Raw genomic sequence first — 24,871 nt, 5'->3', positions numbered from 1 at the left:
ATTGAAAATGTTATTAAATTAAACTGATATTGGTTTAAAAATATTTAATCAAAGCAGTAAATCCCATGCTTGACGGCAAACAACTGGAGGCCTTGGCTGCCGTACTGGAGCACGGCGGCTTTGCACCCGCTGCCAGCGCGCTGAACCTGACGTTGGGCGCCATCTCCCTGCGCATCAAGGGTCTGGAGACCGCGCTGGGCCGGCGCCTGCTGGTGCGCGGCAAGACGGTGCGTGCCACGGTGGCCGGTCAGGCGGTGTTGGCCCATACCAAGCAACTGCGCCTGATGGAGGCGGATTTGCTGTCCGACAGCGTTGCGTTGCAGGGTGGCAAAGAGTCATGGCAACGCCTCAGCGTGGCAGTCAACGCCGATTCGTTGTCGAGCTGGTTGCTGCCTGGCTTGGCGGCTGCACTGGCACGCCACCGTCTGTTGCTGGACGTGGTGATAGACGACCAGGAGCACACGCACGAGGCCTTGAAGAGCGGTGACGTGGTGGCCTGTGTCAGCACCCAGGCGACTGCCATGCGTGGCTGTGTCGCCGAGCCCCTGGGTGTGATGCGCTACCGCTGCGTGGGCGCACCGGCCCTGGTGCGCAAATGCCAGACCAAGGCCGGCGCGGTGTCGCCCCACCGACTGCTGGCCACACCGGCCGTGATCTTCAACCGCAAGGACGGTTTGCAAGACCTCTTCTTGCGCCAACACTTTGGCTTGCAGGCGCCGCAGTACCCGCGCCACTTCGTACCGGCTGTCGATGCCTTTGAGTGCGCACTGGCCAGCGGCATGGGCTGGGGCATGGTGTCGGACCTGCACCTGGTTGCCCGCAGCGGTCGCCCAGCGCTAGTGGAGATGCTACCGGGTAGTGCGGTAGATGTGCCGCTGTACTGGCACCACTGGTTGCATGAACCGGCTTCGGCGCAGCGTCTCACGCAGGCCGTCAAGCTTGCGGCCCGGCCTTTGCGCGCGCCGTCAGGTGCGTAAGGGCTTGCGCACAAGACAACGCCACCCTGCATGGCCAAAGCGGTGGATCAGCAGGCCGGCCAATATGCAGGCGATGGCCAACCACTTGTAGCCAGGCAGCGGCTCTGCAAATATCAGCACCGAGCCCAGCATGCCGAACACCGGAACAAACAAGGTCATGGGCGCCACGCTTGAGACGGGGTAGCGGCGCAACAGGCTGTTCCATACCGCATAGCCCAACAGGGTTGTAGGATAGACCTGGAACAGAATGGAAAACACGGCCATGCCATCGATGCCGCGCAGAGATTGCACCATGCGATCGGGGCCGGCAAAGACGTAGGACAACACCAGCAAGGGCAGAGGTGCCACCAGGCTGGACCACACCATGAAGCCAAACATGCGACGGGGTTGGGCACGCTTGATGACCAGATTGGCCGCGGCCCAAGCCAGCGCACCAGCCACTACCAAGCCCAAACCCAACAGCGTGGCCTGGCCATCGGCACGTAAGAAGACGATGGCCACGCCCGCAAAGGCGATGGCCGTGCCCACCAGCATAGACGCGCTCACCCGCTCCCGGAAGAAGACCACACCGCCCGCCATCGTGAAGAACACCGCCGTCTGCAACACCAGCGAGGCCAGGCCTGCTGACAAGCCGCAGTAAATACCGGCATATACCGCGCCCCATTGCACCACGCCAAACAGCAGGCCATAGAGCACCCAGTGGCGCCAATCCCCGTCCGGGCGGGGTATGAAAAAGATGGCTGGCAACGCGCACAGCGCAAAACGTATGGCGGCCAGCAAATAAGGGTCCAACGTTGCCAGGCCCAACTTGATGATGGAGAAGTTGATCCCCCAGATGGCCGTGATCAACAGCGCCAGGCCTGCATCAATGGCGCGCATGGTGCGCCCCACGGGTATTTGTTTGGCCTTCTATAAATTGCAAAATATTCATATGTTTGAAATCAGAATGGATGGAAGTTTTGATGGAATTGTGAATAAACTGAAGCTTTAGGACAATCGAAATCGCTTGCACTCATTCATTAAAAAAATTCACTAGTTCATGCCACCACGCACACCACCGCTGCCGGCCTTGAGGGCCTTTGAGGCCACGGCTCGCCTGGGTAGCCTGCGCATGGCGGCCGATGAACTCAGCCTGACCCCTGGGGCCGTCAGCCACCAGATCAAGTTCTTGCAAGAGGCCTTGGGCGTGGAGTTGATCGAGCGCCAGGGGCGGGGCGTTGCACTCACGTCCGCGGGACAACGCTTCGCGCCCCAACTCAGCGATGCCCTGGCGCGCTTGGCCCAGGTGGTGGAGGCGGTGCAGGCCGAGTCGGGCGAAAAGCCGCTGCGCATATCGGTGCTGCCATCCTTTGCGGCCAAGTGGCTGTTGCCCCGCTTGCCGACATTCATGGCAGCGCACCCCGGCATTGCGCTGACGCTGGACGCCAATTTGGGCCTGGTCAACCTGCGCAACGCCGGCATCGACATCGCGCTGCGCTACGGCCCCGGCCAGTGGCCCGGCGTGCATGCCGAGCGCCTGATGGGTGAAGAGATGTTGGCGGTGTGCAGCCCGTCCTACCGCAAGGGTAAGTTGCCGACACGTCCGCGCGACCTGTTGCGCCATCCGCTGTTGCGCGACGAGTCCACGCATGCATGGCGGGATTGGTTTCGGGCGGCCGGCATTCGCGACGCCATACCGGCTCCGGCCGTGGCCTTTAGCGATGCAGGTCTGTTGCTGCAGGCGGCACTGGCTGGCCAGGGGGTTGCGCTGGTGCGCTCAGTGCTGGCGCATGACGATGTGGTGGCGGGGCGCCTGCGGGTGTTGCCAGGCCCACATGTGCCCGCCGCCTATGCCTATTACGCTGTGACGGATGCACTCGGCAGCCTGCCTGCCAACGGCGTTGTGTTCCTGAATTGGGTGCGTGGGCAGGTTCAAGCCATGGCCCTGCCGGGCTAAGCTATGGGTTCAAGTAAAAACCAACAAAACTAACACACCGGACGCAACAACAAGGAGACATGACGATGGCAATACGCATTGTTCGATTGGGCAGCGAACGCGCACCCGACGAAGGCCTGCGCTTGGGCACGGTACGCCGTCCGCCACGCGGCGTGCCCAAGGCCGAATTCGCCAGCCAGAACTGGTATGACGTGTGGTACCCCAACCTGGCCCCCAGCGCAGAGACCATGCAACTGGGCCAGGCGGTGGAGACGGATGCGCAGTGGAACGCCTTTGCCAAACGCTACCGCAGCGAGATGAAAGAGCCCGACACGGCGCGCACCATTGAACTGCTGGCCAAGCTATCCCAAAGTAGCAACTTCTCCATGGGCTGCTATTGCCAGAACGAGGCGCGCTGCCACCGTTCGCTGCTGCGGGCCTTGTTGCTGGAGAACGGCGCAGTCATCGAGTAGACCGGCCTTTTCAGTCACCTATTCAGGCGCACAGCTCCACGCGGTTACGACCACCTTCCTTGGCCACATACAAGGCCTTGTCGGCGCGGCGCAGCATGTCCTCAAAGCTCTGGTCGGTGGCGGCGATGTAGCCAATGCCAATGGACACGGTGATGTGCAGCGCGGGCGGCAGCTTGGCGTCTTCCAGCAGCAGGGGCAAGCCCTCTATGGCGGCACGCATGCGCTCCGCGGCGACCACGGTCTCGTCAATGCTGCTGGCCTCCAGCAGGGCCACGAACTCTTCACCACCCTGGCGGCCCACCATATTGGGGCCGCGGCAGTTGTGCGCCAGCACGGTGGCCACGTGTTGCAAGGCACGGTCACCCACGTCGTGGCCAAAGCGGTCGTTGACCGACTTGAAGTGGTCGATGTCGACCACCGCGGCGGCAAAGGTTGCACCCGAGCGCTGGGCAGCATGGAAGCGGCTCACGCCGGTGCTGCTGATGGTGCGCCGATTGGGCAGGCTGGTCAAAAAATCAATGGTTGCCGCGCGCTCCCACTCGGCACGCAGCCGCTCCGAACACAGCACCAGGAAAACGGTGGTACCGACCACGGGCAGCACGGTTGCGCTCAGTGGTGTCAGTGTGTTGAGCCAGTTGCCAGGTTCCAGGATGGAATCCACATTGCGTGTGCCCACCACAAAGTAGGCGGCGCGCCACAGCATGAAGGCGGTGGTTGCCAGCATGATGCCCACCATGGCATTGCGGCTGACTTCGCGCTGGTGGTGGCGGCCGCTGTAAAAGCCGATGGCCGCGCCCAGTAGTGTGATGGCCCAGGCCGTGCTGACCAGCACCACGCGCGCTGTGAAATGGGGTGCCACCACCGAAAACCAGACCACGCCCAGGGCGGCAATGGCAGCGGGCACAAAAATCCACGGGTTCTCCGGCTTGGCATCGAAACGGCGCAGCGCACGCCAGTACAGTGCGCCGCCCACCATCAGGCAGGCATTGCCCACCGGCAGTACCAGCCAAGGCGGTGCCATGTCCTGGACCGCCACCAAGATGGAGCCACCGGCTATCAGTAGCGTACCGATGCGCCAGTCCTTGGCGGCGGGCTGCAGATCGTTGGACAACCCTCCATGCAACAGGCCCAGCATGCCACCGTTGAGCAGCATCATGATGGTGGAGATGATGAAAACGGTGCGCGGGTCCATGGCATTTCATTCTGCCAGAGCGCGCACCGTTTCCTGGAGCGTTCTACTGCACCAAATGGCGTACGAAGAACGCCGTGATCTTCAGGTCCACGCCATGCATCTGGCTGCGGTCAAAGCCGGGTGGATCGTTGAGCATGTCCCCTACCAAACCGCTCAGCGCGGGTGGGGGCGGTGACAGCAATGCGCCATGGCCTCCATTTGCCAGGTCGGCAATATGTTCACACGTGGTGCAGGCCTGCAGCACGCGGTCACTGTGGAAGCGCGGAACCAACCAAAGGTCTTGCTGCGCGGTGACCAAGCCCAGCGGCACCGCGGGTTTGGCCAATGAGTCCATGTCAAAGTCGGCCGCTGCAGGCACACCGGCGACCACGGCCGCCACGCGCGGGTCGTGGTGGGACAGCATCCTGGTGTCGCTGAAACGGTGGCGGATGATGGCCAGGGCCACCCATTTCTTGATGCCATCCAAAAAACCACCCGTCAATCGGGTGATCAGGCCCACGCAGGCCTGGAAGTCATCGACCAGATTGGCCTCGCAATGCTGTTTGAAGCCGGCCGCAGACCAATGCCCGCCGGCCATGGACAGCGCGGTGTGGCCGCCGGCCGACATGCCGTAGACGCCGACCTGGTCCAGCGATAGCAGCGGTGCGAAACGCGCATCGCTACTGACCGCGTCAATCGCGTGGGACACCTCGCGGGGGCGTATGGCCCAGCTGTCCGGGCCGGGGTTGCTGCCATCCTTGTTGTTGTCCGCATAGTGCTGGGGCATGGCGACCACAAAGCCGGCTTCTACCAGGCTGCGGGCCAGGTCCGCATGCACCCAGGGTCCACCACCCGAGCCGTGGGAGATGACGATCAAGCGGCCATTGCCGCGTATGGGAGGCGCTTGCTCGGCCAACTGCAGCGTAAATGGGCCGCGCTGGACCGGCACCGCCGTGGCCTGGGTCGGGTAGTACAACGTGACGGGGCCGTCGGTGTCGGTCGCGGCAATGCTGCTGAGTCCGACTTCGGCCTGGGCCAGGCCGCCCATCAGCGCCAGCGAAGTCGCCAGGATAAAACCAAATGAACGCATATTTCTCTCTCCTGAAAGTAAAGCCAACGGCGGGGATGCCGTTTGCTGGACGGGACTGTGCCGTCCACGATCGGAGACGTCTTGCCAAAGCCTGGAAATGCAGATTTCGGCTGGCCGATTTCAAGAATCGGTGCTATTTAGTTCATTGCTCTTACGAAATTCGGTTGGGGTTAGGCCGGTTGCCGCCTTGAAAGCGCGGTTGAAGGGGCCAATCGACTGGAAGCCCGCGTCCAAGGCCAAGGTCAAAACCGGCAGGTCGCGCCGCTTCGGGTCCAGCAGCGCGGCGCGAACCGCATCCAGCCGGAAACCGTTGATAAAGGCATTGAAGTTGCGATAACCCATGCGCTGGTTGATCAGGCGGCGCAGTTTGTACTCGGGTGCATTGAGCTTGTTCGCCAGGCTGGCCAGGCTGACATCGTCGGCCCGGTAGGCGTGCTCCTGCGTCATCAGGTGTTGCAGGGCCTGGGCCAGGCGCTCTTCGGCGGGGTCAGGTGGGGGCAGGGCCAGGTCGTCGGTGCCATCGGCCACCGCCAGGGCCTCGGCCGGTTCAGCCACGGCGTGCCCCGGTTCTGGGATGACCAGACTCGCTGGATGGTGTGGCGCGGCCGAAGCGGGCAGGGGAAACAGGCTGGAGCTGCCCAGTCGCAGCAGTTTGGACACCAGGATGATGGCGATGGCCAATAGCGCCGTCACGTCCATGGTTGCGCTCAGGCCGATCAACCTGCCGTGGGGTGAGCCCAGCCGCACGGCCAGCATGACGACGGAATACAGCACACCGGTACATACGATGAAGATGCGCAGGCGGCGGCGCTCTTCCACCAGATCGGCGCGCCAGTGCTTGGCAGCGGCGATGACGGCCAGCACGGCAAAGACCAGTGGCACGGCGCGTTGCAGGCCCATGGTGACGGGCGCGACGATGGATGCGCTGTTGGCCAATGCGGCGCAGTTGAGTCCGCTGAGGGCAGCGGCGGCTGACCACGCAACCCCATGCACCGTGCGCAGTGTGAACTCGTCGTCAAACAAGGCCTGTACAAAGATCCAGAACAGCACGGCATTGCCTACCGATACCGCCACCCAGGGCGCCTGCCACAGGCGGGGCACCGTTTCTTCAAACAGCGGCGTTGCGCCTATGACCTGCACGCACAGCCCCAAGGCCATGGCCACGCCAACGCGCGCAGGCGCCAATTGCGGGCGATCGCGGCGCATCACCGTCGCCAGCACGATCAGCAGCGCGATCAGCGCGCCACGCAGCGCCACGTCCACCAAGACCATGGACCAGGCGCCGGCGGACCACAAAGAGGGTGGATTCAGTTCCAATTGGCAAACACCCAAGCGCTTAGACCCAAGCCCAGGCTCCACAGCAGCCAGGTCTGCCCGACGGCATAGGGGTAGAGCATCAGCACAACGCCAGTCCAGGTCAGTGCGGGGCGCTGTGTTTTGCGGCCACGGCTGAAGGTCGCCATGCCCACCAAGCCAAAAATGATGGCGCCCAGCAGATAGGCCGGCGTGGGCAATACAAAGCCCATGGATTGCAATGCTTTGAGTTCTTGCATGGGCGCAATGGTAACGGGGCTGCGCAGGTGCTAAGTGGCCCGCTTGGCAAAGTAGCGCGCGGGCGAATCACCAAAGCAGCGGCGAAACATCGCGATGAAATTGCTGGGTGAGGCATAGCCCAGCGCATCGGCCACGTCGGCCACCGCATCGCCTTCCGCCAGGCGCTCCAGCGCGTGGGTCAGCCGCGCCTGCTGGCGCCATTGGGCAAAGCTGCTGCCGGTCTCGGCCAAACACAGGCGGCTGAGGGTACGCGCGGACAGGCCCGCCCATTCGGCCCAAGCCTCCAGCGTGCGGTCGTCGTGCGGGTTTTCCAAAATGGCTTGGGCAATGCGCAGCAGCCGGCGGTCCTTGGGCATGGCCAGGTGCAATGGCTCATGCGGGGCGCGGCGTATCTCGTCTTGCAGCACACTGATCAGTCGCTCTTGGTCGGGCTGTAGCTTGTCTTGCTCGGCCCAGGAGACGGCCCGCCTGACCAGCGCGCGCATCAACTCTGTGGTGCTGATGACGCAGGGCTTGTCTGGCAGCAGGCCGCGGGCCACCGGCGCGACCAGCACACCCCAGCCGCTCATTACACCGCTGATGCTGACCTTGTGCGGCTCGCCCGGCGGAATCCAGCCCGCGCGGTGGGGCGGCAGCATCCAGGAGCCATGGTGGGTGCGCACATGCACAAGGCCGCTTTCCACGCAGAAGAACTGGCCGCGCAAATGGCTGTGCCAGTCGTGCTCGCGCGTGCCGAGCTGGAATTGGCTGTCGGGCGCGTCGTGGCCTAGAAAGGCGATGACGGCGGGGCCGTCGGCACGCTCGCTGTCTTCTCGCTGTTCCTTCTGTTGCTCTTTTTGCATGGCGCGGGGGTTGGCTGGTTTTCAATATTTTTAGTCCAAACAACGTTACCAGAAACTGCCCGTCCCGCACAAAACTAGCGCCCGTGGAGTGCACTGCAGGTGCGCTCCGCAAGCGATTTACGCATTCACTTGGACGGGAGTTTTTTATGTCTAGCACTGCATCCGCAGTTTTAAAGCCTGGTGTGTCCGGGCTCATTTATCCGCATGTCGCGCCGGGCACGGCCGTGGCCATTGCCTGCACGGCTTCTTTCATGGTTGTCATGGACGGCGCCATCGTCAACGTGGCTCTACCTGCCATGCAGGCCGATCTGGGCCTGAGTCCGGTCGCTCTGCAATGGGTGGTGGACGCCTATTTGCTGATGCTGGGGGGCTTCATGCTGCTGGCCGCCCGCGCCGGCGACCTGTTTGGGCGCAAGCGCGTCTTGCAATATGGCCTTTTGGTCTTCACGCTGGCCAGCCTGGCCGGCGGCATGGCCAGCAGCGCGCCCTTGCTGTTGGCGGCGCGCGCGCTGCAGGGCTTTGGCGCATCGGCCTTGGCCACGTCCACGCTGGCCATCATCGTGGCCGTGCATCCGACCGGGGCACCCCGGGCACGGGCAATTTCGCTGTGGGCGGCGTCCAGCTCCGTCGCCTCGGCCCTGGGCGTAGTCATAGGCGGTGTGCTGACCACCCAGGCCAATTGGCGCTGGGTCATGTATGTCAACGTGCCCATTGGCGCGGCCTTGATGGCGGCGGTGGCCTTGTGCTTGGCGCCTTCGCGGCCCAACGCCCAAAGCCCGCGCCTCGATATTCCCGGCGCGGCTGCCATCACCGTGGGCATGGGGGCATTGATGTACGGCGTGTCGCAATCGGTGAGCCAGGGCTGGGGCTCTTCCACAGTCATGGCAGCGCTGGCTGTTGCCGTGGTGTTGATCGTCGCGTTCTTTGCCATGCAGACCCGGGTGCAGCATCCGCTGGTGCGGCCCAGCATCTGGAATGTGCACAACGTGCGCATGGGCAATATTGTGGTGCTGTGCCTGGGTGCATCGCTGACTGCATCTACCTTCTTCACGTCAATGGTCCTGCAAGGCATTGCCGGCTATAGCGCGCTGGACACCGGCCTGGCCATGCTGCCGATGGGGCTGACACTGGCCGCAGCGGCGATTGTGTCGCGTCCCTTGATGGATGGTGGTGTGCGCCGTCTGCCGTTCTTCGGTGGGCTGATCAGCGCGGCGGGGCTTTTGTGGATGAGCACCGTCCCGGCGCAGCCCGTATGGCTGGCTCATGTGCTGGGCCCCACCTTGCTGATGGGCCTGGGGCTGGGCCTGATGCTGATGACGGCCACGCACACCGCGATGGATGGCGTGCCACCGCAAGACGCGGGCCTGGCGTCCGGCCTGTTCAACACCGCGCGCCAATTGGGCGCGGCGCTGGGGATTGCCGGGCTGTCCACCTTGGCCCAGTCGTTGGCGCAAGGGGCAGGGGCCGCACAGGCGGAGCATCTGGCTCTGCTACAGGGTTACCACGGCGTATTTGTGGCCACGGCCGTGCTGAGTGCGGTGGCTGCCATTGCATCGCTGACACTGCGCCGGACGGCTTGAGATGCCGGCATTGCCAGCCATCAGCGTCCTGGTGTAAAGGCCAAAAGTAATTGTTTCCAGTTGGGGAAATGGGTGCTAGGCTGTAGTCCGGGATGTCTGGTTTTGGAGGTGCACCATGCAAGTTGCGGGCATGCGTTGGTTGGGGGTGGTAGTGGCAATGGCTGCGTCTTTACCGGTGTTGGCGCAAACCCATACCCTGAAGATTGCCACCGGTGAACTGCCGCCCTATATGACGGCCGCCCGAGCGGACCAAGGCATTTCGCTCAGTGTGGTGCGCAGAGCCTTCGAGCTGGCGGGTTACCAGGTGGAGTACACCTTCTTACCCTGGTCCCGTGCGCTGGCCGAGACCCGCTTGGGCAAGTGGGATGCCACGGCCGCCTGGGGCAACAACCCCGAGCGCAACCCACCCTTCTTTGTCAGCGATAACGTGGTCACCGAAAAGTGGGTGTTTGTCTACCGCAATGCCGTCAAGTTCAGCTGGAACAGCCTGGCCGATCTCAAGCCCTACCGCGTGGCGCTGATCCAGGACTACACCTACACCCCCGAGATATGGAGCATGGCCAATGCAGGGGACTTCAAGAGCGACAAAATCCCCAACGACCTGTCTGCCATCAAGATGCTGCTGCTGGAACGTGTGGACGTTGCGCCGATGGAGCGCAATGTGGCCTGCGACGTGCTGCAAAAGAACTTCAGCGATGCCGACGCTGCCAAGCTCTCGGTAGACCCCAAGCAGATGACCGACACCTTCACGTCCCACGTGCTGCTGCCGCGCGCATTGGCCGACAGTGCGACCCGCGTGGCTGATTTCAACAACGGCCTGAAGAAACTCAAAGCCTCGCCCGAATACGCCAAGATACTGTCGCAGGTCAAATGCCCATCGGGCTGGAGTGGGGCCAGCGCGAGTAAATAGCCTAGGGGCAATAACTTTCAGGCTTCAGCGTCCTGCGCCACGCGGGGCATCAGCAGGATGAACTCGGTGCGGCTGCCTGGTGTGCTCTTGACCTGCACCGTTCCACCCAGCACATCCTTCATCAAGTTGTAGACGATGTTGAGCCCCAGGCCACTGCCGCCTTGCCCCAGGCGGGTGGTAAAGAATGGGTCAAAGATGCGGCGCAGATTGGCCTCGGGTATGCCCACGCCGTCGTCTGCCACCACCAACTCCACGAAATCGGTCGGCAGTGCGCGCGCACTGATGTGGATGACGCCTGGCCTTTCGTCAGCAAAGCCGTGCAACACGGCGTTGTTGATCAGGTTTGTGAGTATCTGGCTCAGTTGCCCCGGGTAGCTGGTCATCGTGATGCCGGTGGGCACGTCCACCTGGATCTGGTGGTGGCTGCGCTTGAACGAGGGGCTCAGGATCAGCAGGGTTTCCGACACCATCGCATCCAGTTGGAACTCGCGCCGCTGTGCCCGCGTGCGGTCAACCGCCACCTGCTTGAAACTGCGGATCAGTTCTACCGCCACATTCAGGTTGCGCACCAGCAGTTCACTGGCGTGCTGGGTATTGTCGACAAAGCTCGCCAAGCCGGACCGGGTGACGCCCGCTGCGCTGGTCTGCGCAAATTGCGTGGTGATGTCTTGCAGCGTGCTTGCCACCGTCACGCAGTTGCCAATGGGGGTATTGAGCTCGTGGGCCACACCGGCCACCAAGGCGCCGAGGGCCGCAAGGCGCTCCGAGCGCTGGATTTCATCGTGCGCATTTTTCAGGGCCGCCATGGCGGTCATCAATTCCTGGTTGGCGGTGTTCAACGACTGTGTGCGCTCGCTGACCCGCTGCTCCAGCGTGGCATTGAGGTCGCGCACGTGGGAGATCTGCTCGCTCAGGTTCTCGCGCATGGTGTCCAGCCCCTGGGCCAACGCACCCATCTCGTCCTGGCGTAGCACGGTCACCGGCGCGGTCAGTTCGCCGCTGGACAAGCGCTTGGCATCGCCCAGCAACTGGCGCAGCGGCCGCATCAGGCGGTGCTCGAACAGCAGGAACAGGAAGGCAAACGAGATCAGCACCTGCAGCAGCAAGGCCACGGCGGCCGTGACCAGCTTGCCCAGAAACTGCTGCTGCACATAGGTGGTGGTCATCTCCACCGTGACCCGGCCAATGGTGGCGCCATCGCGCACGACGGGCTGCACCTCTTGCACCACCGTGCTACCGGGGGGAACGGGCTTCTCCACAAAAATGAATTGACCCAAAGCCGCGTCTTCGACCCGCACCCGGACTACATCAGGGTTGGTCATCAGCGAGTTGACGAAGGACTCCGCCGTGGGCAGATCCACATGCCAGATCGGCGTGGACATGCTTTGCGCCAGCATGGTGCTGTATTGCTTGAGCAGCGAGGTGATGCGGGCGTCCAGCTCGCGCTGGTAAGAGTCCAGGGCCAATACCGGCCCCACCACCAGTACCGGCAGCAGAATGCCAAGGCCCATGCCCAGCACGATGGCCCCTTTTAGCGACAGGGAACTCAGCCAGCGCATGCGGCAAGCCTTGTAGCAGTCACTCTGCAATGCATAGCGTGGTTCACCTCAATTTGCGCGTCTGAAGAGGAATTATCAGCCACTTGCCGCGCCCTGTCGCGCTTATCTGCTGCGCGGATTTGCCGGTCAGGGCGCCGTCGTCCGCCAACGCTGGCGCAGCAGCACCAGGGCCGCGCCCAGGTGCACGGCAGCCAATACGATCGACAGGCTGCTGGCAGCCAGCAAGGGCAGTGCCAAGCCCAGCAGCGGCGTGCTGCCGGTGGCGCGTAACAGCCAGGGCAGCAGTACGTACAGAACCAGCATCAGCACGGCGAAGGCCATAACCGGCCGGCGCCCCTTGGGCGAGAACGCAAAGTACAAAGCCAGGGCACAGTCGCGCGCCAGCAGCAGTGCAAAGGCCACGGGTTGCAGCAACACGGCTTCTGACAAAGACCAGGGCATGTCGGCGTGTGGAGTCAAGGACGCCGTGGTGAGCACGGCAAAGGGCAGGGCCAGGATCACGGTCGTAGGCCAGCGCGGCAGCTGTAGCAGGGCCGCACGCCATTCGCCGCTGCGCACGCGGTTGACCACACGCTGCCACAGCGGGCGGTGCTGGGGTTCGGTCAGCAGCGCGAAATAGCTCAGCACGGCGCAGGTGATCAAGCCTACGATACCCAGCATGGGTGTGCGCTGGGGCCACGCAAAGCCGCTCATATAGGCGGTCACCGTCAAGGCCAGTGCCGGCCAGCCCCACGGCAATTGCCGCACGGCCAGCACCTCGGCCATAGAGCGCCAGGCCGCCACCAGGGCGCATGCCGCGAACAGGGTCGCCGACGCCAGCGCAAAGTCCGACCGCTCGACCGCGTGGTTCCACCAATAAATGTGTTCCCCGCGCAAGGTCGCCATCACGCCACCGCCGCCCCACAGCAAGACCAGCAGCATGACCCAAATACCACCCCGGCGCGAGATCCGGCTACCGGTCTTGAGCAACTGCAGGTTGATGGCAATCAGCAGAGCCTGCAGAAACACGCCTCCTACGATGGCCAGCAATGTCAGCGTGAGCACGAATGCCGGTGCCTCCACCGTCACCGCGCAGGGCAGGGCCACCAGCAGACACAGGGCGCCCCCGTACCAGCCATAGGCGCTGGCACCTGCCAGCTTGCCCCACATCATGGCCCAGGGTTGCATGGCGCTCATGCGCTGCTGGTCCCAGGTGCGATCGGTCACCTCGTCCATGACGCTGCTGCCCACCGCAAAGGTGCCCATGCCCAACACCAGCAGGGTGAACAGCAGTGCGCCGGTGAAAGTCAATGGAACAGCCGGTGCGGAAGGCACCGACAGGTAGACGGCAAAGAAAATGGCTGCCAGCAGCAGCGGCATTACGGCCGTGCGCGTCGCGGAGAACTGCAACCAGAGTTGACGGCGAAATTCCGGGTTCATGGCGCGCTCCTGGTGTTGCTGCGGCTCGTGGCGCGTTCAGCAGCCAGTGATTTCAGATACGACTGTTGCAGGTTCTCGGTAACGGGTGCGATGCTGACCACGGCGTGCCCGGCTGCCACACAGGCCCCCACCAGCGCGGCCTGGGCCACGCGGTCTCCGCCAAAGCCTATTTCCACAGCCTGCCCTTCTACCCCATACAGGCTGACATGGGCTTGGGTTTGCAACCAGGGCGCAATGGCGTGCGCGTCCTGCACAAACTCCAGGCGCAGCAAGCGCTCCGGGGTGCCGCCGTCACCGGCTGCCGCGCCGTTCAAGGCCCGGTGCTCCAGCACCCGGCCGTGGTTGAGCGCCAGCATGTGGGTGGAGTATTCATCCAGCTCAGCCAAGATGTGGCTGGACACCACCAGACTCATGCCTTGGGCCTGCAAGGCCTTGAACACATGGGCTAGTGCGCTGCGGGCCTCGGGGTCCAGACCGCTGGCCGGTTCGTCCAGCAACAGCACGCGGGGTGTGTGGATGATGGCTTGGCCGATTGCCAGCCGCTGGCGTTGACCGCGCGACAGCGCACTGGCCAGGTTGCCCAGCTTATCGCTCAACCCCATGCGCTGGGCCGTGGTGCGCACGGCATCGGGCACGGCGGCGGCTGGCAAGCCCTGTGAGCAGGCCGCGTACTCCAGGCCCTGGGCCACCGTCAGGTCGCTGTACAGGCCAAAGTTGTCCGACAGGTAGCCCATCTGGCGGTGGACCTCGCGTGGCGACTCGTACACGTCCAGGCCCATGACCCGCACCGTGCCCGACAAGGGCGTATCCAGGGCGGCGATGCAGCGCAGCAGCGTCGTCTTGCCTGCGCCATTGGGGCCGACCAGGGCGGTGACGCTGCCCGGCGCAATGGACAGGCTGACCCGGTCCAGCGCGCGAAAGCCGGGATAGTCGAAAGTGAGGTCCTGGACCTCGATGACGGGTTGGCTCAATGTGCCTCCTGGTGCATGTGCTGGTGTCGATTATCAGCACAACGCGCAGACGCTATTCCATGCCGCCACACACAAATCGTGCACGCCTGCGCTGCAGCCAGCCCCAAGTTGCACACTCTTTGCATCGGCAATTCGCCACAATCAGGACTTTTGTGGAGACAACCTAATGGACATGCAGAACAAAACCGTGGTGGTGACAGGCGCGGCCGGCAATCTGGGCCGTGCCGTGGCGCAGGCCTTTGCGGCGCGAGGCGCCAAGCTGGTGCTGGTCGATCTGAAGCGCGAGAGCCTGGAGCGGGCCTATGGCGCGGAAGATGCGCAGCGCCTGTTCGCGTCCGCCAACCTGCTGGAGCAAGACCAGGTGCAGGCGGCCGTGCAAGCCGCGGTGGCGCGCTTTGGCCGCATTGACGTGTTGTGCAACCTGGCCGGCGGCTTTCGCATGGGCGATGCCGTGCACACCACGCCCGACAACACATGGGACTTCTTGATGGACCTGAATGCCCGCACGCTGCTGCACATGGCGCGCGCAGTAGTGCCGCAGATGCTGGCATCCGGCGGCGGCAAGATCATCAACGTTGGCGCGGCCTCAGCCCAACGCGGCGTGGCGCAGATGGGCGCCTACTGTGCGGCCAAGAGTGGTGTGATCCGCCTGACCGAAGCCATGGCCGCCGAGTTGCGTGAGCAAAACATCAACGTCAACTGCGTGCTGCCCACCATCCTGGACACGCCGGAGAACCGCGCCGCCATGCCCGACGCCGATCCCTCGCGTTGGGTGGCCCTGGACGACCTGGCCAGTGCCATCGTCTTCCTGGGTTCGGACGCGGCCCGCGCCGTGCATGGCGCGGCCTTGCCGGTGGCGGGCTTGAGCTGATACGGCGGGCATGTACCGTGTTTGAACACGTAGCACCTTTCGCGGGCGACCACATCGTCTCCTTGAACGAAGCCTTTCAGCGCGACCCGCGGCCGCACAAGGTCAACCTGTCGATTGGCATCTACTGCGACGACAACGCCCGTCTGCCGGCGCTGGGCGCGGTGCACCAGGCCGAGCTGCGCCTGGCGGCGGCCCAGCAGCCCAAGCCCTACCTGCCGATGGAGGGCGCGGCCAACTTCCGCAGCGCCGTGCAGACCCTGCTGTTTGGCGCCCGGCATGAGGCGCTGGCCAGCGGCCGGGTGGTCACGGTGCAAACCGTGGGCTCCAGCGGCGGGTTGAAGGCGGGCGCCGAATTCCTGCGCCAGTGGTTCTCAGCCAGCGGCGTGTGGATCAGCGACCCATCCTGGGACAACCACCGCAGCATGTTCGAAAGCTCAGGGCTAACCGTCCACACCTACCCCTATTACGACCCGGCCAGTGGTGGCGTGCGTTTTGACGCCATGCTGGAGTGCCTGCGCGCACTGCCACCGCGCAGCGTGGTGTTGCTGCACGCCTGCTGCCACAACCCCACCGGGGCCGACCTGACGACGGCGCAGTGGATCGCTCTGATTGCACTGATCCAGAGACAGCAGTTGATCCCCTTTTTGGACATCGCCTACCAGGGCTTTGGCGATGGTATCGAGTCCGATGCCTTTGCCGTGCGTGCGCTGGCCCGGGCCGGCGTGAACTTCTTGGTGGCCAATTCGTTTTCCAAAAGCATGAGCCTGTACAGCGAGCGCTGCGGCGCACTCAGCCTGGTGTGCGCGGACGCACAGCAGGCCGCGCGCGTGCTGGGGCAGATCAAGTTCACGGTGCGCCAAAGCTACTTCAGTCCTCCCGCCCACGGCGGCCAGATCGTGGCCCAGGTCCTGGGTGACCCGGTGTTGCGTGCGTCGTGGGAGCAAGACCTGAACGCCATGCGCGATCGCATCCGGGCCATGCGGGTGCGCCTGCATGCGGCGCTGGGCCGCAGGTGCCCGGACGGCGACTTTGCCTATCTGCTGAGCCAACGCGGCATGTTCAGCTACACCCAGCTGAGCCCGGCGCAGGTAGACCATTTGCGCGACGCGCATGCGGTCTACATCGTGAACTCCGGCCGCATCTGCATCTCCGGTCTGAATGCCCACAATGTGGAGGCGGTGGCGGAAGCGATCAGTGCGGTGATGGGACGCCTTGACGGGCTCGCCAAGACACCCGTGAGCGGGCGTGGTGTGCCAGAACGTGAATCGATTTGCTATTAAATAGATAGCTATATTCGTAGATTTTGCGAGGGCTGGAGGCTGTTTTTCCTTGTAGCCCTGAGAAAAATACCTAAATTGGGTTGAATTTGCTTCTCTTTGGACGGTTGAGTGTGCTGCCGTGCCAGCGATAGAATCGCCACACCATGTTCCGTTTGCGCATTTTGTTTGCCTGGCTGCTGATGGCTGCGCTTCCCCTGCAGGGATTCGCCGCGGCCACCATGCTGTTGTGCGAGATGGGCGCGCAGCATGGACATGCAACGGCCCTGACCGCTGCGTCGGTGCAAACCTTGCAAGAAGCGGCTGCTCCGCATGACCATGCCCAACACGGCCACGCCGCGGCATCGGCGCACGGCAGTGCTAAGGCTGCGGATGCCACGCACACCTGTAGCATCTGCGCCGCCTGCTGCAATGGCGTGGCGATTGTCGGGATGCCATACACCCTGGCCCTTGCGCCGGCTCCGCAGTCCGGATTGAGCGAACCCGTGGTGCGGCTCCACGCCCGGCCGTCACCCGTCCCCGACAAACCGCCTCGCGCCTGAAGCGCCTGCCGGCCCGCCGTTTCCAGGCTGCGGGTCGCACATAACATACCCATGCTTCGCCCGCCATGGGAACCATCAGCGGTTCCATGGTGTCCGCCATCCTGTTCGTCATTGCGCGAGGATTCCATGTCATCTTTTTTTACCCAGGCTTGGCTGTTCGCTCTGGCAGCGCTTGCCGCGTTGCCGGCGTCGGCCCAACTTGATACTGCAACACCTGCAACACCTGCAACATCTACGTCAACGCCCAAAACTTCGGCGCCTCCAAAAACATCGCAGACCCTTCAGCCTCCACCGTACCGGTCAGCGTTCACCGGTTACCAGCCCTACATCGACGAAAAGCCATTGCCCTGGAAGGACAGCAACGCCACCGTTGAAAAAATCGGCGGCTGGCGCACCTATGCCCAGGAGGCACCCCCAGAACCCGTAGCCGGTGACCAACAGGCGGCCCCGGCCGCCAAGCCCGTCGACCCGCACGCTGGCCACAAACACTGAGAGGAATGGCGATGATCATAAAAAAGCATCGACGGCTCCAGGCAAGCGGCGTCGCGCTACTGCTGCTGTTGAGCGGCTGTACTACGCCGAACTTTGACGAAGCTCTGACAGCGACCCGCCAGGCCGGCCAGGGTTTGATTCCCAACGCCCTGGAGCTGCGCCGCACCGACGAACAGCGCCAGACCAGCCTGCGGCGCAGTACACAGCTATTGGCCCAACCGCTTTCCATGGACGATGCCGTGGAACTGGCGCTGGCCAATAGTGCGGCACTGCAGACCCTGCTGGCCCAAAGCTGGGCGGACATGGCTGCCATCCAGCAGTCAGGCCGGATTGCCAATCCGCTGCTGACCTTTGGGCGCACGCAGTCGGGCAACACCGTGGAGTTGAACCGCTTACTGTCCGTGGGGCTGCTGGACATCCTGACTCTGCCGCTGCGCCAGGATATTGCCCGCAACCAGCAGGCGCAGGCCAACATCCAGCTCAGTGCCAGGGTCGTAGACAGCGTGGCCCAGGTGCGCCAGGCTTGGGTGCGTGCCGTGGCGGCCGAACAGAACGCACGCTATGCCGAGCAGGTCAACCGGGCGGCCCAGGCCAGCGCCGAGCTGGCCAGGCGCATGCTGCAGGTGGGCAACTTCAGCAAGCTGCAGCGCGCCCGCCAACACGTGTTTTACGCCGACGCCGTTGCGCAACTAGCCTTGGCCCGGCATGCCGCCACAGCCGCACGTGAGGAACTGGTGCGCCAGTTGGGCCTGGATGAAGCACAGACGGCCCTACTGCAATTGCCGGATCGCTTGCCGGACCTGCCCGATCAACCTCGCGCCGCCGCGGAGCTCAATACAACGGCCATGCAGCAGCGGCTGGACGTGCAACAGGCCCGCCTGCAACTGCAGGGCGCTGGCAAGGCCCAGGGCCTTGGCCTGTTGGGCACCGTAGCCGACGCACAGCTGGGCCTGCGGCGTGACACTGTCACCGACCAGGACAGCGGTCAATCCGCACCACGCAATGGTTTGGAGCTGGCCATCCGCCTGCCCCTGTTTGATGCGGGTGGTGCGCAACGCGCGGCCATGGATGCTCAAACACTGGCCGCTGCCAACCACTATGACAGCGTGGTCCGTGCCGCCGCGCCGCAACTGCGCGAGACCTACTCCGCATACCGCACGGCCTACGACCTGGCCCGACACTACCGCGACGAGATCGTGCCGTTGCGCAAGACCATGGCCGAGGAAAACGTGTTGCGCTACAACGGCATGCTGATAGGCGTGTTCGAGCTGCTGGCCGAGACACGCGAGCAAATCGCCAGCGTGATGGCCGCCATCCAGGCCCAGCAGCAGTTCTGGCTGGCCGATGCCAGTCTTTCCGCCGCTTTACTGGGCAAACCCCAAACCACCAACACACCATGAACAACAACAGACGCAATTTCTTAGGCGGCGCCGGCGCCATCACCACGGCGGTTTTGGCCGCCTCGGTCAGCAAAGTGGCCATGGCCGCACTGCCCGAGCCGGTGACGCAAACCACGCCCGACACCATGGCGCCGCTGCTGCCCGGCAATGGCCGCCCCTACAACCCGGTCGTCACGCTGAATGGCTGGACGCTGCCCTGGCGCATGCGGGGCGGCGTCAAGGAATTCCACTTGGTGGCCGAACCTGTGGTGCGCGAAATGGCCCCGGGTTTCAAGGCCCACCTGTGGGGTTACAACGGCCAGTCGCCAGGCCCCACCATCGAAGTGGTCGAAGGGGACCGCGTGCGCATCTTCGTGACCAACAAGCTGCCTGAGCACACCAGCGTGCACTGGCATGGCCAGCGCCTGCCCAATGGCATGGACGGCGTCAGCGGCCTGACGCAAAAGGCCATTCAACCCGGCAAGACCTTTGTCTACGAATTTGTGGCGCGCCGGCCCGGCACCTTCATGTACCACCCGCATGCCGACGAGATGACACAGATGGCCATGGGCTTGATGGGCTTTTGGGTCACGCACCCCAAGACCCCGCACCCCTTGATAACAAGCGTGGACCGTGACTTTGTGTTCCTGCTCAACGCCTACGATATCGACCCCGGCGCCTACACGCCCAAGACCATGACCATGCTGGACTTCAACCTGTGGTCGTGGAACAGCCGGGTGTTTCCGGGCATCGATTCGCTGAACGTGCGCCTGGGTGACAAGGTGCGCATCCGTATCGGCAACCTGACGATGACCAACCACCCCATCCACTTGCACGGCCACGAGTTCACGGTGACGGGTACCGATGGCGGGGCCGTGCCCAAGACCGCGCGCTGGCCCGAGGTGACCACCGACGTGGCGGTGGGCCAGATGCGGCAGATCGAGTTTGTCGCCGACGAGGAGGGCGACTGGGCCTTCCATTGCCACAAGAGCCACCACACCATGAATGCCATGGGCCACGACGTGCCCACCATGATTGGCGTGGACCACCGCAAGATTGCGCGCCAGATCACCGACCTGATACCGGACTACATGGTCATGGGCGAACGCGGCATGGCCGACATGGCCCAGATGCAAATGCCCTTGCCCGACAACACTGCCCCCATGATGAGCGGCGAGGGGCCGTTTGGCTCGGTCGAGATGGGCGGAATGTTCAGCGTGCTCAAGGTGCGGCGCGAGCAAAAGCCGGGCGACTATTCCAACCCCGGCTGGTTCAAGCATCCAGCGGGCACAGTGGCCTACGAGTTCACCGGCGACGTGGCCAAGCCTGCACGATTGCAGAGCGATGGCAAGGGCGCCATGCCGGGCACAAACATGCCCCAACAGGCGGTGGAGGTTCAGGTGCGCAAACCCATGGGCCATGCTGGCCATTGAAAGGAGTTGACATGCATCGAATCCATGCACTGCTGGTCGTAGCTCTACTCGCCGCTCCGTTGGGGACCTTTGCACATGAGGGCGCCGACCACAAAAAGACCGGCCCTGTTCACAAGAAACAAACGGAATGGGGGATTGCCGGCGACGCCAAAGCCGTCCGGCGCACGGTAGAAATGACGATGACCGATAGCATGCGTTTCACGCCCGACCGCATCGAAGTCCGCCAGGGGGAAGTCGTCAAATTCGTCATCCGAAACCAGGGCCGGATGCTGCACGAAATGGTGATAGGAACCAGGGATACGCTGGATGCGCACGCGGCGCTGATGCAGAAGTTTCCAAACATGGAACACGACGAGCCCTATATGACCCATGTCAAACCCGCAGCCAAGGGCGAGATCATCTGGAACTTCAACCGCGCGGGCGACTTTGACTTTGCCTGCCTGATCGCCGGCCACTACCAAGCCGGCATGGTGGGCAAGATCCGGGTCGTGGCATCCAAGCGCTGAACCAGGCCGGCACGGGGCGACCAGGAGAATCACTTGTTCCTGAACCTATAGCGTAGCTGGCCTCGGCCCATCTGTCACCTCACGCACCGGTGAAGCCACCAGGGCCAGCAGCGCGATGCAGGCCAGCAGGCCACCGCTGCCGACGAAGAGTTGGCTGAGCGTGATGGAGCGCAGCATCCAGCCGGTGACCGCGCCTGACAGCGGAGCCAGGCCCAGGAAGATGAACATGAACATGCCCATCACCCGGCCCATCAGCGCCGGTGGCGTGCGCTGTTGCAGCCAGCTAAAGATGGACACCTGCATGAAGCCGCCGAGCACGCCAATGGTGCCCAGCAGTGCCGCACCCTGCCAGGTGGCCGAGATCAACCCCATGGGTACGAATAGCAGGCCCACCACCACGTCCACGACCAGCATGGTCATGCCCAGCGTACCCAGGCGCAGGCCTGGGCGGGCGCCCGACACGGCCATGCCCACCAGCGTGCCGGCGCCGTGCGCCCCCAGCAGAATGCCCAGCGCCGCGGCACCCAGGTTCAACGTGGTGGCCAGCACGGGCACGGCAATCTGCACCGGTCCGGTGATCAGCACGGCCACCGCACCCCAGTAGAGGAAGCACAGGCGCATATCGCGGTCGTTCCACAAATGCTGCAGACCCGCCACTACGGCGGCGAAGACTGGCTGGTTCGCTGCTGCGCTGCCGGAAACCTGACCGGCGACTTGGCCATGGGGACGCACCTGGGCCAGCGTCCATGCGGAGAGCAGGAACGTCAGCGCGTCGAAGCCAAAGGCCATGCCCAGACCGCGTGCGTCGGTCACCGCACCCGCGGTGGTGCTGCCTGCGGGGCCGTCACCGAAGATGGCGATCAGCAGACCGGCCAACAGCGGGCCGAGGAACATCGAAAACTGGCGCAGGCCCATCATCACACCATTGGCGGCGGGCAACTGGGCGCGTTGCATCACGTGCGGCAACATGGACGTAGCCGACGGAATGCTGAAGGCGGTGGCCAGGCCGATGGCGAAGGCCAGTGCATACACCGTCCACAGTGTCAGGCCGCCCGCCAGCACCAGCACGGCCAGCACCGCCAGCAGCCCGGTGTTGATGTATTTGGTGACCATCAGCACCTTCTTGGGCGAATAGCGGTCGACGATGGCGCCGCCGATCAGGATGAAGGCGGCGCGTGGCAGGCTCATCAGGCCCAACACGGTGCCCAGCACCAGCGTATCGCCAGTCATGCGCAGCACCAGCCAGGGAAGTGCGACCAGCGTGAACTGGTCGCCCAGCATGGAGATGATGGCGCCGGCCATCAGCCAGACGAAGTTTTTGTCGCGCATCAGTGCGGCGCGCGCGGGGTTGGGCGGGCGTGAAGCCATGGATCAATTCCTCAATTCAATATCAATGCATGCCATGCTGAGGCCTGACGCTAGGTCAGGGTCAACAGTTTTTTATTCAACGGAGTGTTGCTGCTGCAAGGCTGCGCGCATGGGCGATACGTGCGGTGGCCGCCGCCTGCAGGCCGTTCACGCCCGCGGCGTCGTAGCGGGCCAGCAACTGGTCGCCACCGCTGTCTTCCAGCAGTTGCAACTGCGTCTCCTGCAACTGGGCGGCCAGGGTATGCGGGTCAAAGCCGCTCTGAAAGGCCTCCCCCACCGAGGCCACCTGGCGCCGCAGTTCGGCGAAGGCCGGGGCGGCCGCGTGGCTGTCATCGAACACCGCTTCGTCCACGTAACTGAAGACCACTTCGCTGCCCGCGGATGCGCCGTTGGCAATGGCACGCAGCGTGGCCAGATTGGCGTCGCGCGTCAGGTACATTGTCACGCCCAGCCAGGAGAAAAATGTGGGCTCGGTGGGGTCGTACGGCGAGCGGGCCAGGGCCGCGGCCAGTGTCTCGGTGGACAGGTCGGCGGCGACCCAGTGCAGGTGCTTGGCATCGGCCAGACCGCTGGCGGCCAACTGCTGGCGCTTGAGCTTTTGTGTAGCGGGGTGGTCCACCTCAAAAACGGTGAGCGTCTGGGCATAGGCCGGGCGGCGCAGTGCAAAGCTGTCAAAGCCCGCGCCAATGATGACGTACTGCGTGATGCCCCGCGCCATAGCGGCCTGCAGTTGTTCTTCGGCATAGCGGGCACGCAGTATGACGTCCGCGTAGGCGCTGCTGGCCCGCAGTATGCGGTGCAGCACCACGTCGGGCGGGGCGGCGTCGGCCTGCTCCCGCAGGCTCGCGGGCAGGCGCGCCAATGCGGACTCGACGATGGCCGCGCGGGCAGGGGCCGGCACCAGCCGCTCGCCCCAGGTGTCGTCCAGCAAGGGGGCAGGGTCGTGGCGTGTGTGCACAGCGCGCATCAGGGATGTGACCATGGCGGTGCGGCTGGCGTCTGTAGTGTTCATGAGGGGCTCTCCGTAAAACCCTGCATGCTCAAGCCTCACCCTGCGTCAGGGTCAAGCGTTTTGTTCAACGCCGTGGTGGCTGTTTCTCCAGCAAAGGTTTTGTGAGTCCCTGGACACCCACCAAGGCCAGCACCGTTGCGAGCGAGCTTTGTGCGCCTTCCCAGGCGTTCTTGGGGTCGAACCACTCATTCATGGTGTGGAAGCCGCCCGTCTTTCCGCCGCTGCCCAGTATCACCGCTGGTATGCCCAGGTGCATGGGCACATTGGCATCCGTGCTGGCCCCCAGCAACAGCGGTTGTGTTTTGCCGAAGGCCGCCAGGCTGCGCACGGCAATTTGCACCATTTTGGAATCTGGCTGCGTGATGCCGGCGGGGCGGTCACCGATGAGCTTGGTGCTGACCGTGATGACATCCTTCTCCTGGTCTTTGTCCCAGCGTTTGTTTTCTTCAGCCACACCTTCGGCGACAGCGGCCATGATCAGTTTTTCTGTCGCCAGCAGACTGGCCATTTCGTTCGACCGTATGTCCACCAGCATGCGGGCATCCGGTGAAATGGTGTTGACCGATGTGCCACCCCCCACGACGCCCACCGTGAAAGTTGTCTTGGGAATCTGCGGCGTGCGCACGTCACCGATCTTGGCGATCGCGCGGCCCATGGCGTGGATGGCGCTGGCCGTGCCAAAGGCGATGAAGCTGTGGCCACCGGGGCCTTTGAACGTGAATTCGTAGCGGTTGCTGCCCGTCCCCTGCATGAGGATGGAACCGCCGTCGCCGGGTTCCAGGCCCACCATGCCATCAATGGACTTGTTGTCGCGGAATATCGCCTTCATGCCGCGCAGATTGCCCAATTCTTCTTCGCCGGTATTTCCGACAATCATCAGGTCACCCACGGTCTGCACATGGTTGTCGTTGAGGACCTTGAGCCAGGAGAGCAAGACACTCAGGCCGCGCGTGTCGTCGGAAATGCCGGGCGCGTACCAACGGCCTTCTTCCTTGACCTTGACGGCAACGTCCGTACCTTCAGGGAAGACGGTGTCCAGGTGCGCGGAGATCAGCAGCAAGGGGCCATTGCCGGAACCTTTGCGCAGCCCCACGACGTTGCCTTCGGAGTCGATCCTGGCGTCCGGCAAACCCAATGCCTGCATCATCTTGAGAAAGGCCTCGGCGCGCTTTTGTTCTTTGAAGGGCGGCGCAGGTATCTCCGTCAATGCCTTCAAGTCGTCCAAGGAACGCGCATGGTCGTTCTTGACGTCCTCCATGAGCTTTTTTACCTTCGGGTTTGCCAGAAGCGTGGTCACCGTGTGCTCGACCTCGGGCGTGATCGGCCCGGGCTTGAACAGTTGTGCGTTTGCTGTGCCTGCCAGCAACAAGCAGGCCAGTGCAACGGGCAGATGGCTGAAGACGGATCGCACACCGGTAGGTGCTTTGGGTAGGTCCAGGCAGAGGGCTCGGGGTGTTTTCATGGCGGCCGAAGGTGCTGAATGAAGGGAACACGATTGTTGCAAGTTGCATGGGCCGGTGCAAACGGATA

General features: G+C 63.7%; 24 protein-coding genes and 1 pseudogene. 12 read left to right on the top strand and 13 right to left on the bottom strand.

Features of this window, described 5'->3' with window-relative positions; all coding sequences use genetic code 11:
* Positions 1–65 precede the first annotated feature (65 nt).
* On the top strand, positions 66–977 hold the full coding sequence (gene argP, locus AC07OO_RS02615) for an HTH-type transcriptional regulator ArgP (protein WP_495080494.1): 912 nt from the start codon (positions 66–68) through the stop codon (positions 975–977).
* Here the strand turns inward: argP and AC07OO_RS02610 are convergent.
* Entirely contained in the window at positions 966–1,856 is an 891-nt protein-coding gene (locus tag AC07OO_RS02610) for an EamA family transporter (protein WP_495080493.1), read from the bottom strand. The genes argP and AC07OO_RS02610 overlap by 12 nt on opposite strands.
* A 160-nt stretch (positions 1,857–2,016) precedes the next feature.
* Here AC07OO_RS02610 and gcvA point away from each other — a divergent pair, with 160 nt between their 5' ends.
* Positions 2,017–2,913, top strand: a complete 897-nt coding sequence (gcvA, locus tag AC07OO_RS02605; RefSeq protein WP_495080492.1) for a transcriptional regulator GcvA — start codon at positions 2,017–2,019, stop codon at positions 2,911–2,913.
* Positions 2,914–2,978: 65 nt separating this feature from the next.
* On the top strand, positions 2,979–3,365 hold the full coding sequence (locus tag AC07OO_RS02600; RefSeq protein WP_495080491.1) for a DUF488 domain-containing protein: 387 nt from the start codon (positions 2,979–2,981) through the stop codon (positions 3,363–3,365).
* 22 nt (positions 3,366–3,387) lie between these two features.
* On the opposite strand, the gene AC07OO_RS02595 is transcribed toward AC07OO_RS02600, so the two are convergent.
* The 5 genes from AC07OO_RS02595 to AC07OO_RS02575 all read right to left on the bottom strand — a co-directional run bounded on the left by AC07OO_RS02595 (position 3,388) and on the right by AC07OO_RS02575 (position 8,022).
* Entirely contained in the window at positions 3,388–4,557 is a 1,170-nt protein-coding gene (locus tag AC07OO_RS02595; protein WP_495080490.1) for a GGDEF domain-containing protein, read from the bottom strand.
* A gap of 43 nt (positions 4,558–4,600) precedes the next feature.
* Entirely contained in the window at positions 4,601–5,626 is a 1,026-nt protein-coding gene (locus AC07OO_RS02590; protein WP_495080489.1) for an alpha/beta hydrolase family protein, read from the bottom strand.
* A gap of 120 nt (positions 5,627–5,746) precedes the next feature.
* Entirely contained in the window at positions 5,747–6,943 is a 1,197-nt protein-coding gene (locus tag AC07OO_RS02585; protein ID WP_495080488.1) for an AraC family transcriptional regulator, read from the bottom strand.
* Positions 6,934–7,179 (bottom strand): hypothetical protein, encoded by a 246-nt coding sequence (locus AC07OO_RS02580; RefSeq protein ID WP_495080487.1) that lies wholly within the window; start codon positions 7,177–7,179, stop codon positions 6,934–6,936. The genes AC07OO_RS02585 and AC07OO_RS02580 overlap by 10 nt, the downstream gene beginning before the upstream one ends.
* 30 nt (positions 7,180–7,209) lie before the next feature.
* Complete coding sequence (locus AC07OO_RS02575; RefSeq protein WP_495080486.1) at positions 7,210–8,022, bottom strand: AraC family transcriptional regulator; 813 nt, start codon at positions 8,020–8,022, stop codon at positions 7,210–7,212.
* A 146-nt stretch (positions 8,023–8,168) separates the two neighbouring features.
* Here AC07OO_RS02575 and AC07OO_RS02570 point away from each other — a divergent pair, with 146 nt between their 5' ends.
* Both AC07OO_RS02570 and AC07OO_RS02565 read left to right on the top strand, forming a co-directional pair.
* Positions 8,169–9,602 carry an MFS transporter gene (locus tag AC07OO_RS02570; protein ID WP_495080485.1) on the top strand — a complete coding sequence of 478 codons (1,434 nt, stop codon included), beginning with the start codon at positions 8,169–8,171 and terminating at the stop codon, positions 9,600–9,602.
* 115 nt (positions 9,603–9,717) lie between these two features.
* Positions 9,718–10,512 (top strand): substrate-binding periplasmic protein, encoded by a 795-nt coding sequence (locus AC07OO_RS02565; protein WP_495080484.1) that lies wholly within the window; start codon positions 9,718–9,720, stop codon positions 10,510–10,512.
* A gap of 17 nt (positions 10,513–10,529) precedes the next feature.
* On the opposite strand, the gene AC07OO_RS02560 is transcribed toward AC07OO_RS02565, so the two are convergent.
* From AC07OO_RS02560 to AC07OO_RS02545, 4 genes and pseudogenes are all read right to left on the bottom strand, one after another.
* A complete protein-coding gene (locus AC07OO_RS02560; protein WP_495081762.1) occupies positions 10,530–11,240 on the bottom strand; it encodes a sensor histidine kinase in 711 nt (236 codons plus the stop codon).
* Positions 11,241–11,432: 192 nt separating this feature from the next.
* Positions 11,433–11,558: pseudogene (locus AC07OO_RS02555) on the bottom strand (HAMP domain-containing protein); the annotation flags it as partial.
* Between the two features lie 639 nt (positions 11,559–12,197).
* Positions 12,198–13,490, bottom strand: coding sequence for a hypothetical protein (locus AC07OO_RS02550; RefSeq protein ID WP_495080483.1), 1,293 nt, complete (start codon positions 13,488–13,490; stop codon positions 12,198–12,200).
* Positions 13,487–14,461 carry an ABC transporter ATP-binding protein gene (locus AC07OO_RS02545; RefSeq protein ID WP_495080482.1) on the bottom strand — a complete coding sequence of 325 codons (975 nt, stop codon included), beginning with the start codon at positions 14,459–14,461 and terminating at the stop codon, positions 13,487–13,489. Before AC07OO_RS02545 ends, AC07OO_RS02550 begins: the two co-directional genes overlap by 4 nt.
* A gap of 166 nt (positions 14,462–14,627) precedes the next feature.
* On the opposite strand from AC07OO_RS02545, the gene AC07OO_RS02540 reads away from it, so the two are divergent.
* The 7 genes from AC07OO_RS02540 to AC07OO_RS02510 all read left to right on the top strand — a co-directional run bounded on the left by AC07OO_RS02540 (position 14,628) and on the right by AC07OO_RS02510 (position 20,961).
* A complete protein-coding gene (locus AC07OO_RS02540) occupies positions 14,628–15,332 on the top strand; it encodes an SDR family NAD(P)-dependent oxidoreductase (protein ID WP_495080481.1) in 705 nt (234 codons plus the stop codon).
* A gap of 17 nt (positions 15,333–15,349) precedes the next feature.
* A complete protein-coding gene (locus tag AC07OO_RS02535) occupies positions 15,350–16,612 on the top strand; it encodes an amino acid aminotransferase (RefSeq protein WP_495080480.1) in 1,263 nt (420 codons plus the stop codon).
* A 143-nt stretch (positions 16,613–16,755) separates the two neighbouring features.
* Positions 16,756–17,151 (top strand): hypothetical protein, encoded by a 396-nt coding sequence (locus tag AC07OO_RS02530; protein ID WP_495080479.1) that lies wholly within the window; start codon positions 16,756–16,758, stop codon positions 17,149–17,151.
* Positions 17,152–17,277: 126 nt separating this feature from the next.
* Positions 17,278–17,643 (top strand): hypothetical protein, encoded by a 366-nt coding sequence (locus AC07OO_RS02525; RefSeq protein WP_495080478.1) that lies wholly within the window; start codon positions 17,278–17,280, stop codon positions 17,641–17,643.
* Between the two features lie 17 nt (positions 17,644–17,660).
* Positions 17,661–19,043: a TolC family protein gene (locus AC07OO_RS02520; RefSeq protein WP_495081761.1), complete on the top strand. Its 1,383-nt coding sequence runs from the start codon at positions 17,661–17,663 to the stop codon at positions 19,041–19,043.
* Positions 19,040–20,455 (top strand): multicopper oxidase family protein, encoded by a 1,416-nt coding sequence (locus AC07OO_RS02515; protein ID WP_495080477.1) that lies wholly within the window; start codon positions 19,040–19,042, stop codon positions 20,453–20,455. The genes AC07OO_RS02520 and AC07OO_RS02515 overlap by 4 nt, the downstream gene beginning before the upstream one ends.
* Before the next feature lie 11 nt (positions 20,456–20,466).
* Positions 20,467–20,961 (top strand): cupredoxin domain-containing protein, encoded by a 495-nt coding sequence (locus tag AC07OO_RS02510; RefSeq protein ID WP_495080476.1) that lies wholly within the window; start codon positions 20,467–20,469, stop codon positions 20,959–20,961.
* Between the two features lie 45 nt (positions 20,962–21,006).
* Here the strand turns inward: AC07OO_RS02510 and AC07OO_RS02505 are convergent, their stop codons facing one another.
* The 3 genes from AC07OO_RS02505 to AC07OO_RS02495 form a co-directional block, all read right to left on the bottom strand.
* Positions 21,007–22,329: an MFS transporter gene (locus AC07OO_RS02505; RefSeq protein ID WP_495080475.1), complete on the bottom strand. Its 1,323-nt coding sequence runs from the start codon at positions 22,327–22,329 to the stop codon at positions 21,007–21,009.
* Between the two features lie 76 nt (positions 22,330–22,405).
* Positions 22,406–23,341: a class I SAM-dependent methyltransferase gene (locus AC07OO_RS02500; RefSeq protein ID WP_495080474.1), complete on the bottom strand. Its 936-nt coding sequence runs from the start codon at positions 23,339–23,341 to the stop codon at positions 22,406–22,408.
* Between the two features lie 64 nt (positions 23,342–23,405).
* Positions 23,406–24,803 carry a M20/M25/M40 family metallo-hydrolase gene (locus AC07OO_RS02495; protein WP_495080473.1) on the bottom strand — a complete coding sequence of 466 codons (1,398 nt, stop codon included), beginning with the start codon at positions 24,801–24,803 and terminating at the stop codon, positions 23,406–23,408.
* Positions 24,804–24,871: the final 68 nt, after the last annotated feature.

It is taken from the genome of Rhodoferax sp. GW821-FHT07G04 (assembly GCF_059418585.1).
This window is presented reverse-complemented; position numbering and strand designations above follow the sequence as displayed.

Excerpts from the sequence above, each read along its gene's own strand:
- AC07OO_RS02590 (WP_495080489.1), bottom strand. The coding sequence starts at position 5,626 with ATGCGTTCATTTGGTTTTATCCTGGCGACTTCGCTGGCGCTGATGGGC.
- AC07OO_RS02580 (WP_495080487.1), bottom strand. The coding sequence starts at position 7,179 with ATGCAAGAACTCAAAGCATTGCAATCCATGGGCTTTGTATTGCCCACG.
- AC07OO_RS02565 (WP_495080484.1), top strand. The coding sequence starts at position 9,718 with ATGCAAGTTGCGGGCATGCGTTGGTTGGGGGTGGTAGTGGCAATGGCT.
- AC07OO_RS02530 (WP_495080479.1), top strand. The coding sequence starts at position 16,756 with ATGTTCCGTTTGCGCATTTTGTTTGCCTGGCTGCTGATGGCTGCGCTT.
- AC07OO_RS02515 (WP_495080477.1), top strand. The coding sequence starts at position 19,040 with ATGAACAACAACAGACGCAATTTCTTAGGCGGCGCCGGCGCCATCACC.
- AC07OO_RS02500 (WP_495080474.1), bottom strand. The coding sequence starts at position 23,341 with ATGAACACTACAGACGCCAGCCGCACCGCCATGGTCACATCCCTGATG.
- AC07OO_RS02510 (WP_495080476.1), top strand. The coding sequence starts at position 20,467 with ATGCATCGAATCCATGCACTGCTGGTCGTAGCTCTACTCGCCGCTCCG.
- AC07OO_RS02610 (WP_495080493.1), bottom strand. The coding sequence starts at position 1,856 with ATGCGCGCCATTGATGCAGGCCTGGCGCTGTTGATCACGGCCATCTGG.
- argP (WP_495080494.1), top strand. The coding sequence starts at position 66 with ATGCTTGACGGCAAACAACTGGAGGCCTTGGCTGCCGTACTGGAGCAC.
- AC07OO_RS02550 (WP_495080483.1), bottom strand. The coding sequence starts at position 13,490 with ATGAACCCGGAATTTCGCCGTCAACTCTGGTTGCAGTTCTCCGCGACG.
- AC07OO_RS02600 (WP_495080491.1), top strand. The coding sequence starts at position 2,979 with ATGGCAATACGCATTGTTCGATTGGGCAGCGAACGCGCACCCGACGAA.
- AC07OO_RS02495 (WP_495080473.1), bottom strand. The coding sequence starts at position 24,803 with ATGAAAACACCCCGAGCCCTCTGCCTGGACCTACCCAAAGCACCTACC.
- gcvA (WP_495080492.1), top strand. The coding sequence starts at position 2,017 with ATGCCACCACGCACACCACCGCTGCCGGCCTTGAGGGCCTTTGAGGCC.
- AC07OO_RS02540 (WP_495080481.1), top strand. The coding sequence starts at position 14,628 with ATGGACATGCAGAACAAAACCGTGGTGGTGACAGGCGCGGCCGGCAAT.
- AC07OO_RS02570 (WP_495080485.1), top strand. The coding sequence starts at position 8,169 with ATGTCTAGCACTGCATCCGCAGTTTTAAAGCCTGGTGTGTCCGGGCTC.
- AC07OO_RS02595 (WP_495080490.1), bottom strand. The coding sequence starts at position 4,557 with ATGGACCCGCGCACCGTTTTCATCATCTCCACCATCATGATGCTGCTC.
- AC07OO_RS02505 (WP_495080475.1), bottom strand. The coding sequence starts at position 22,329 with ATGGCTTCACGCCCGCCCAACCCCGCGCGCGCCGCACTGATGCGCGAC.
- AC07OO_RS02575 (WP_495080486.1), bottom strand. The coding sequence starts at position 8,022 with ATGCAAAAAGAGCAACAGAAGGAACAGCGAGAAGACAGCGAGCGTGCC.
- AC07OO_RS02525 (WP_495080478.1), top strand. The coding sequence starts at position 17,278 with ATGTCATCTTTTTTTACCCAGGCTTGGCTGTTCGCTCTGGCAGCGCTT.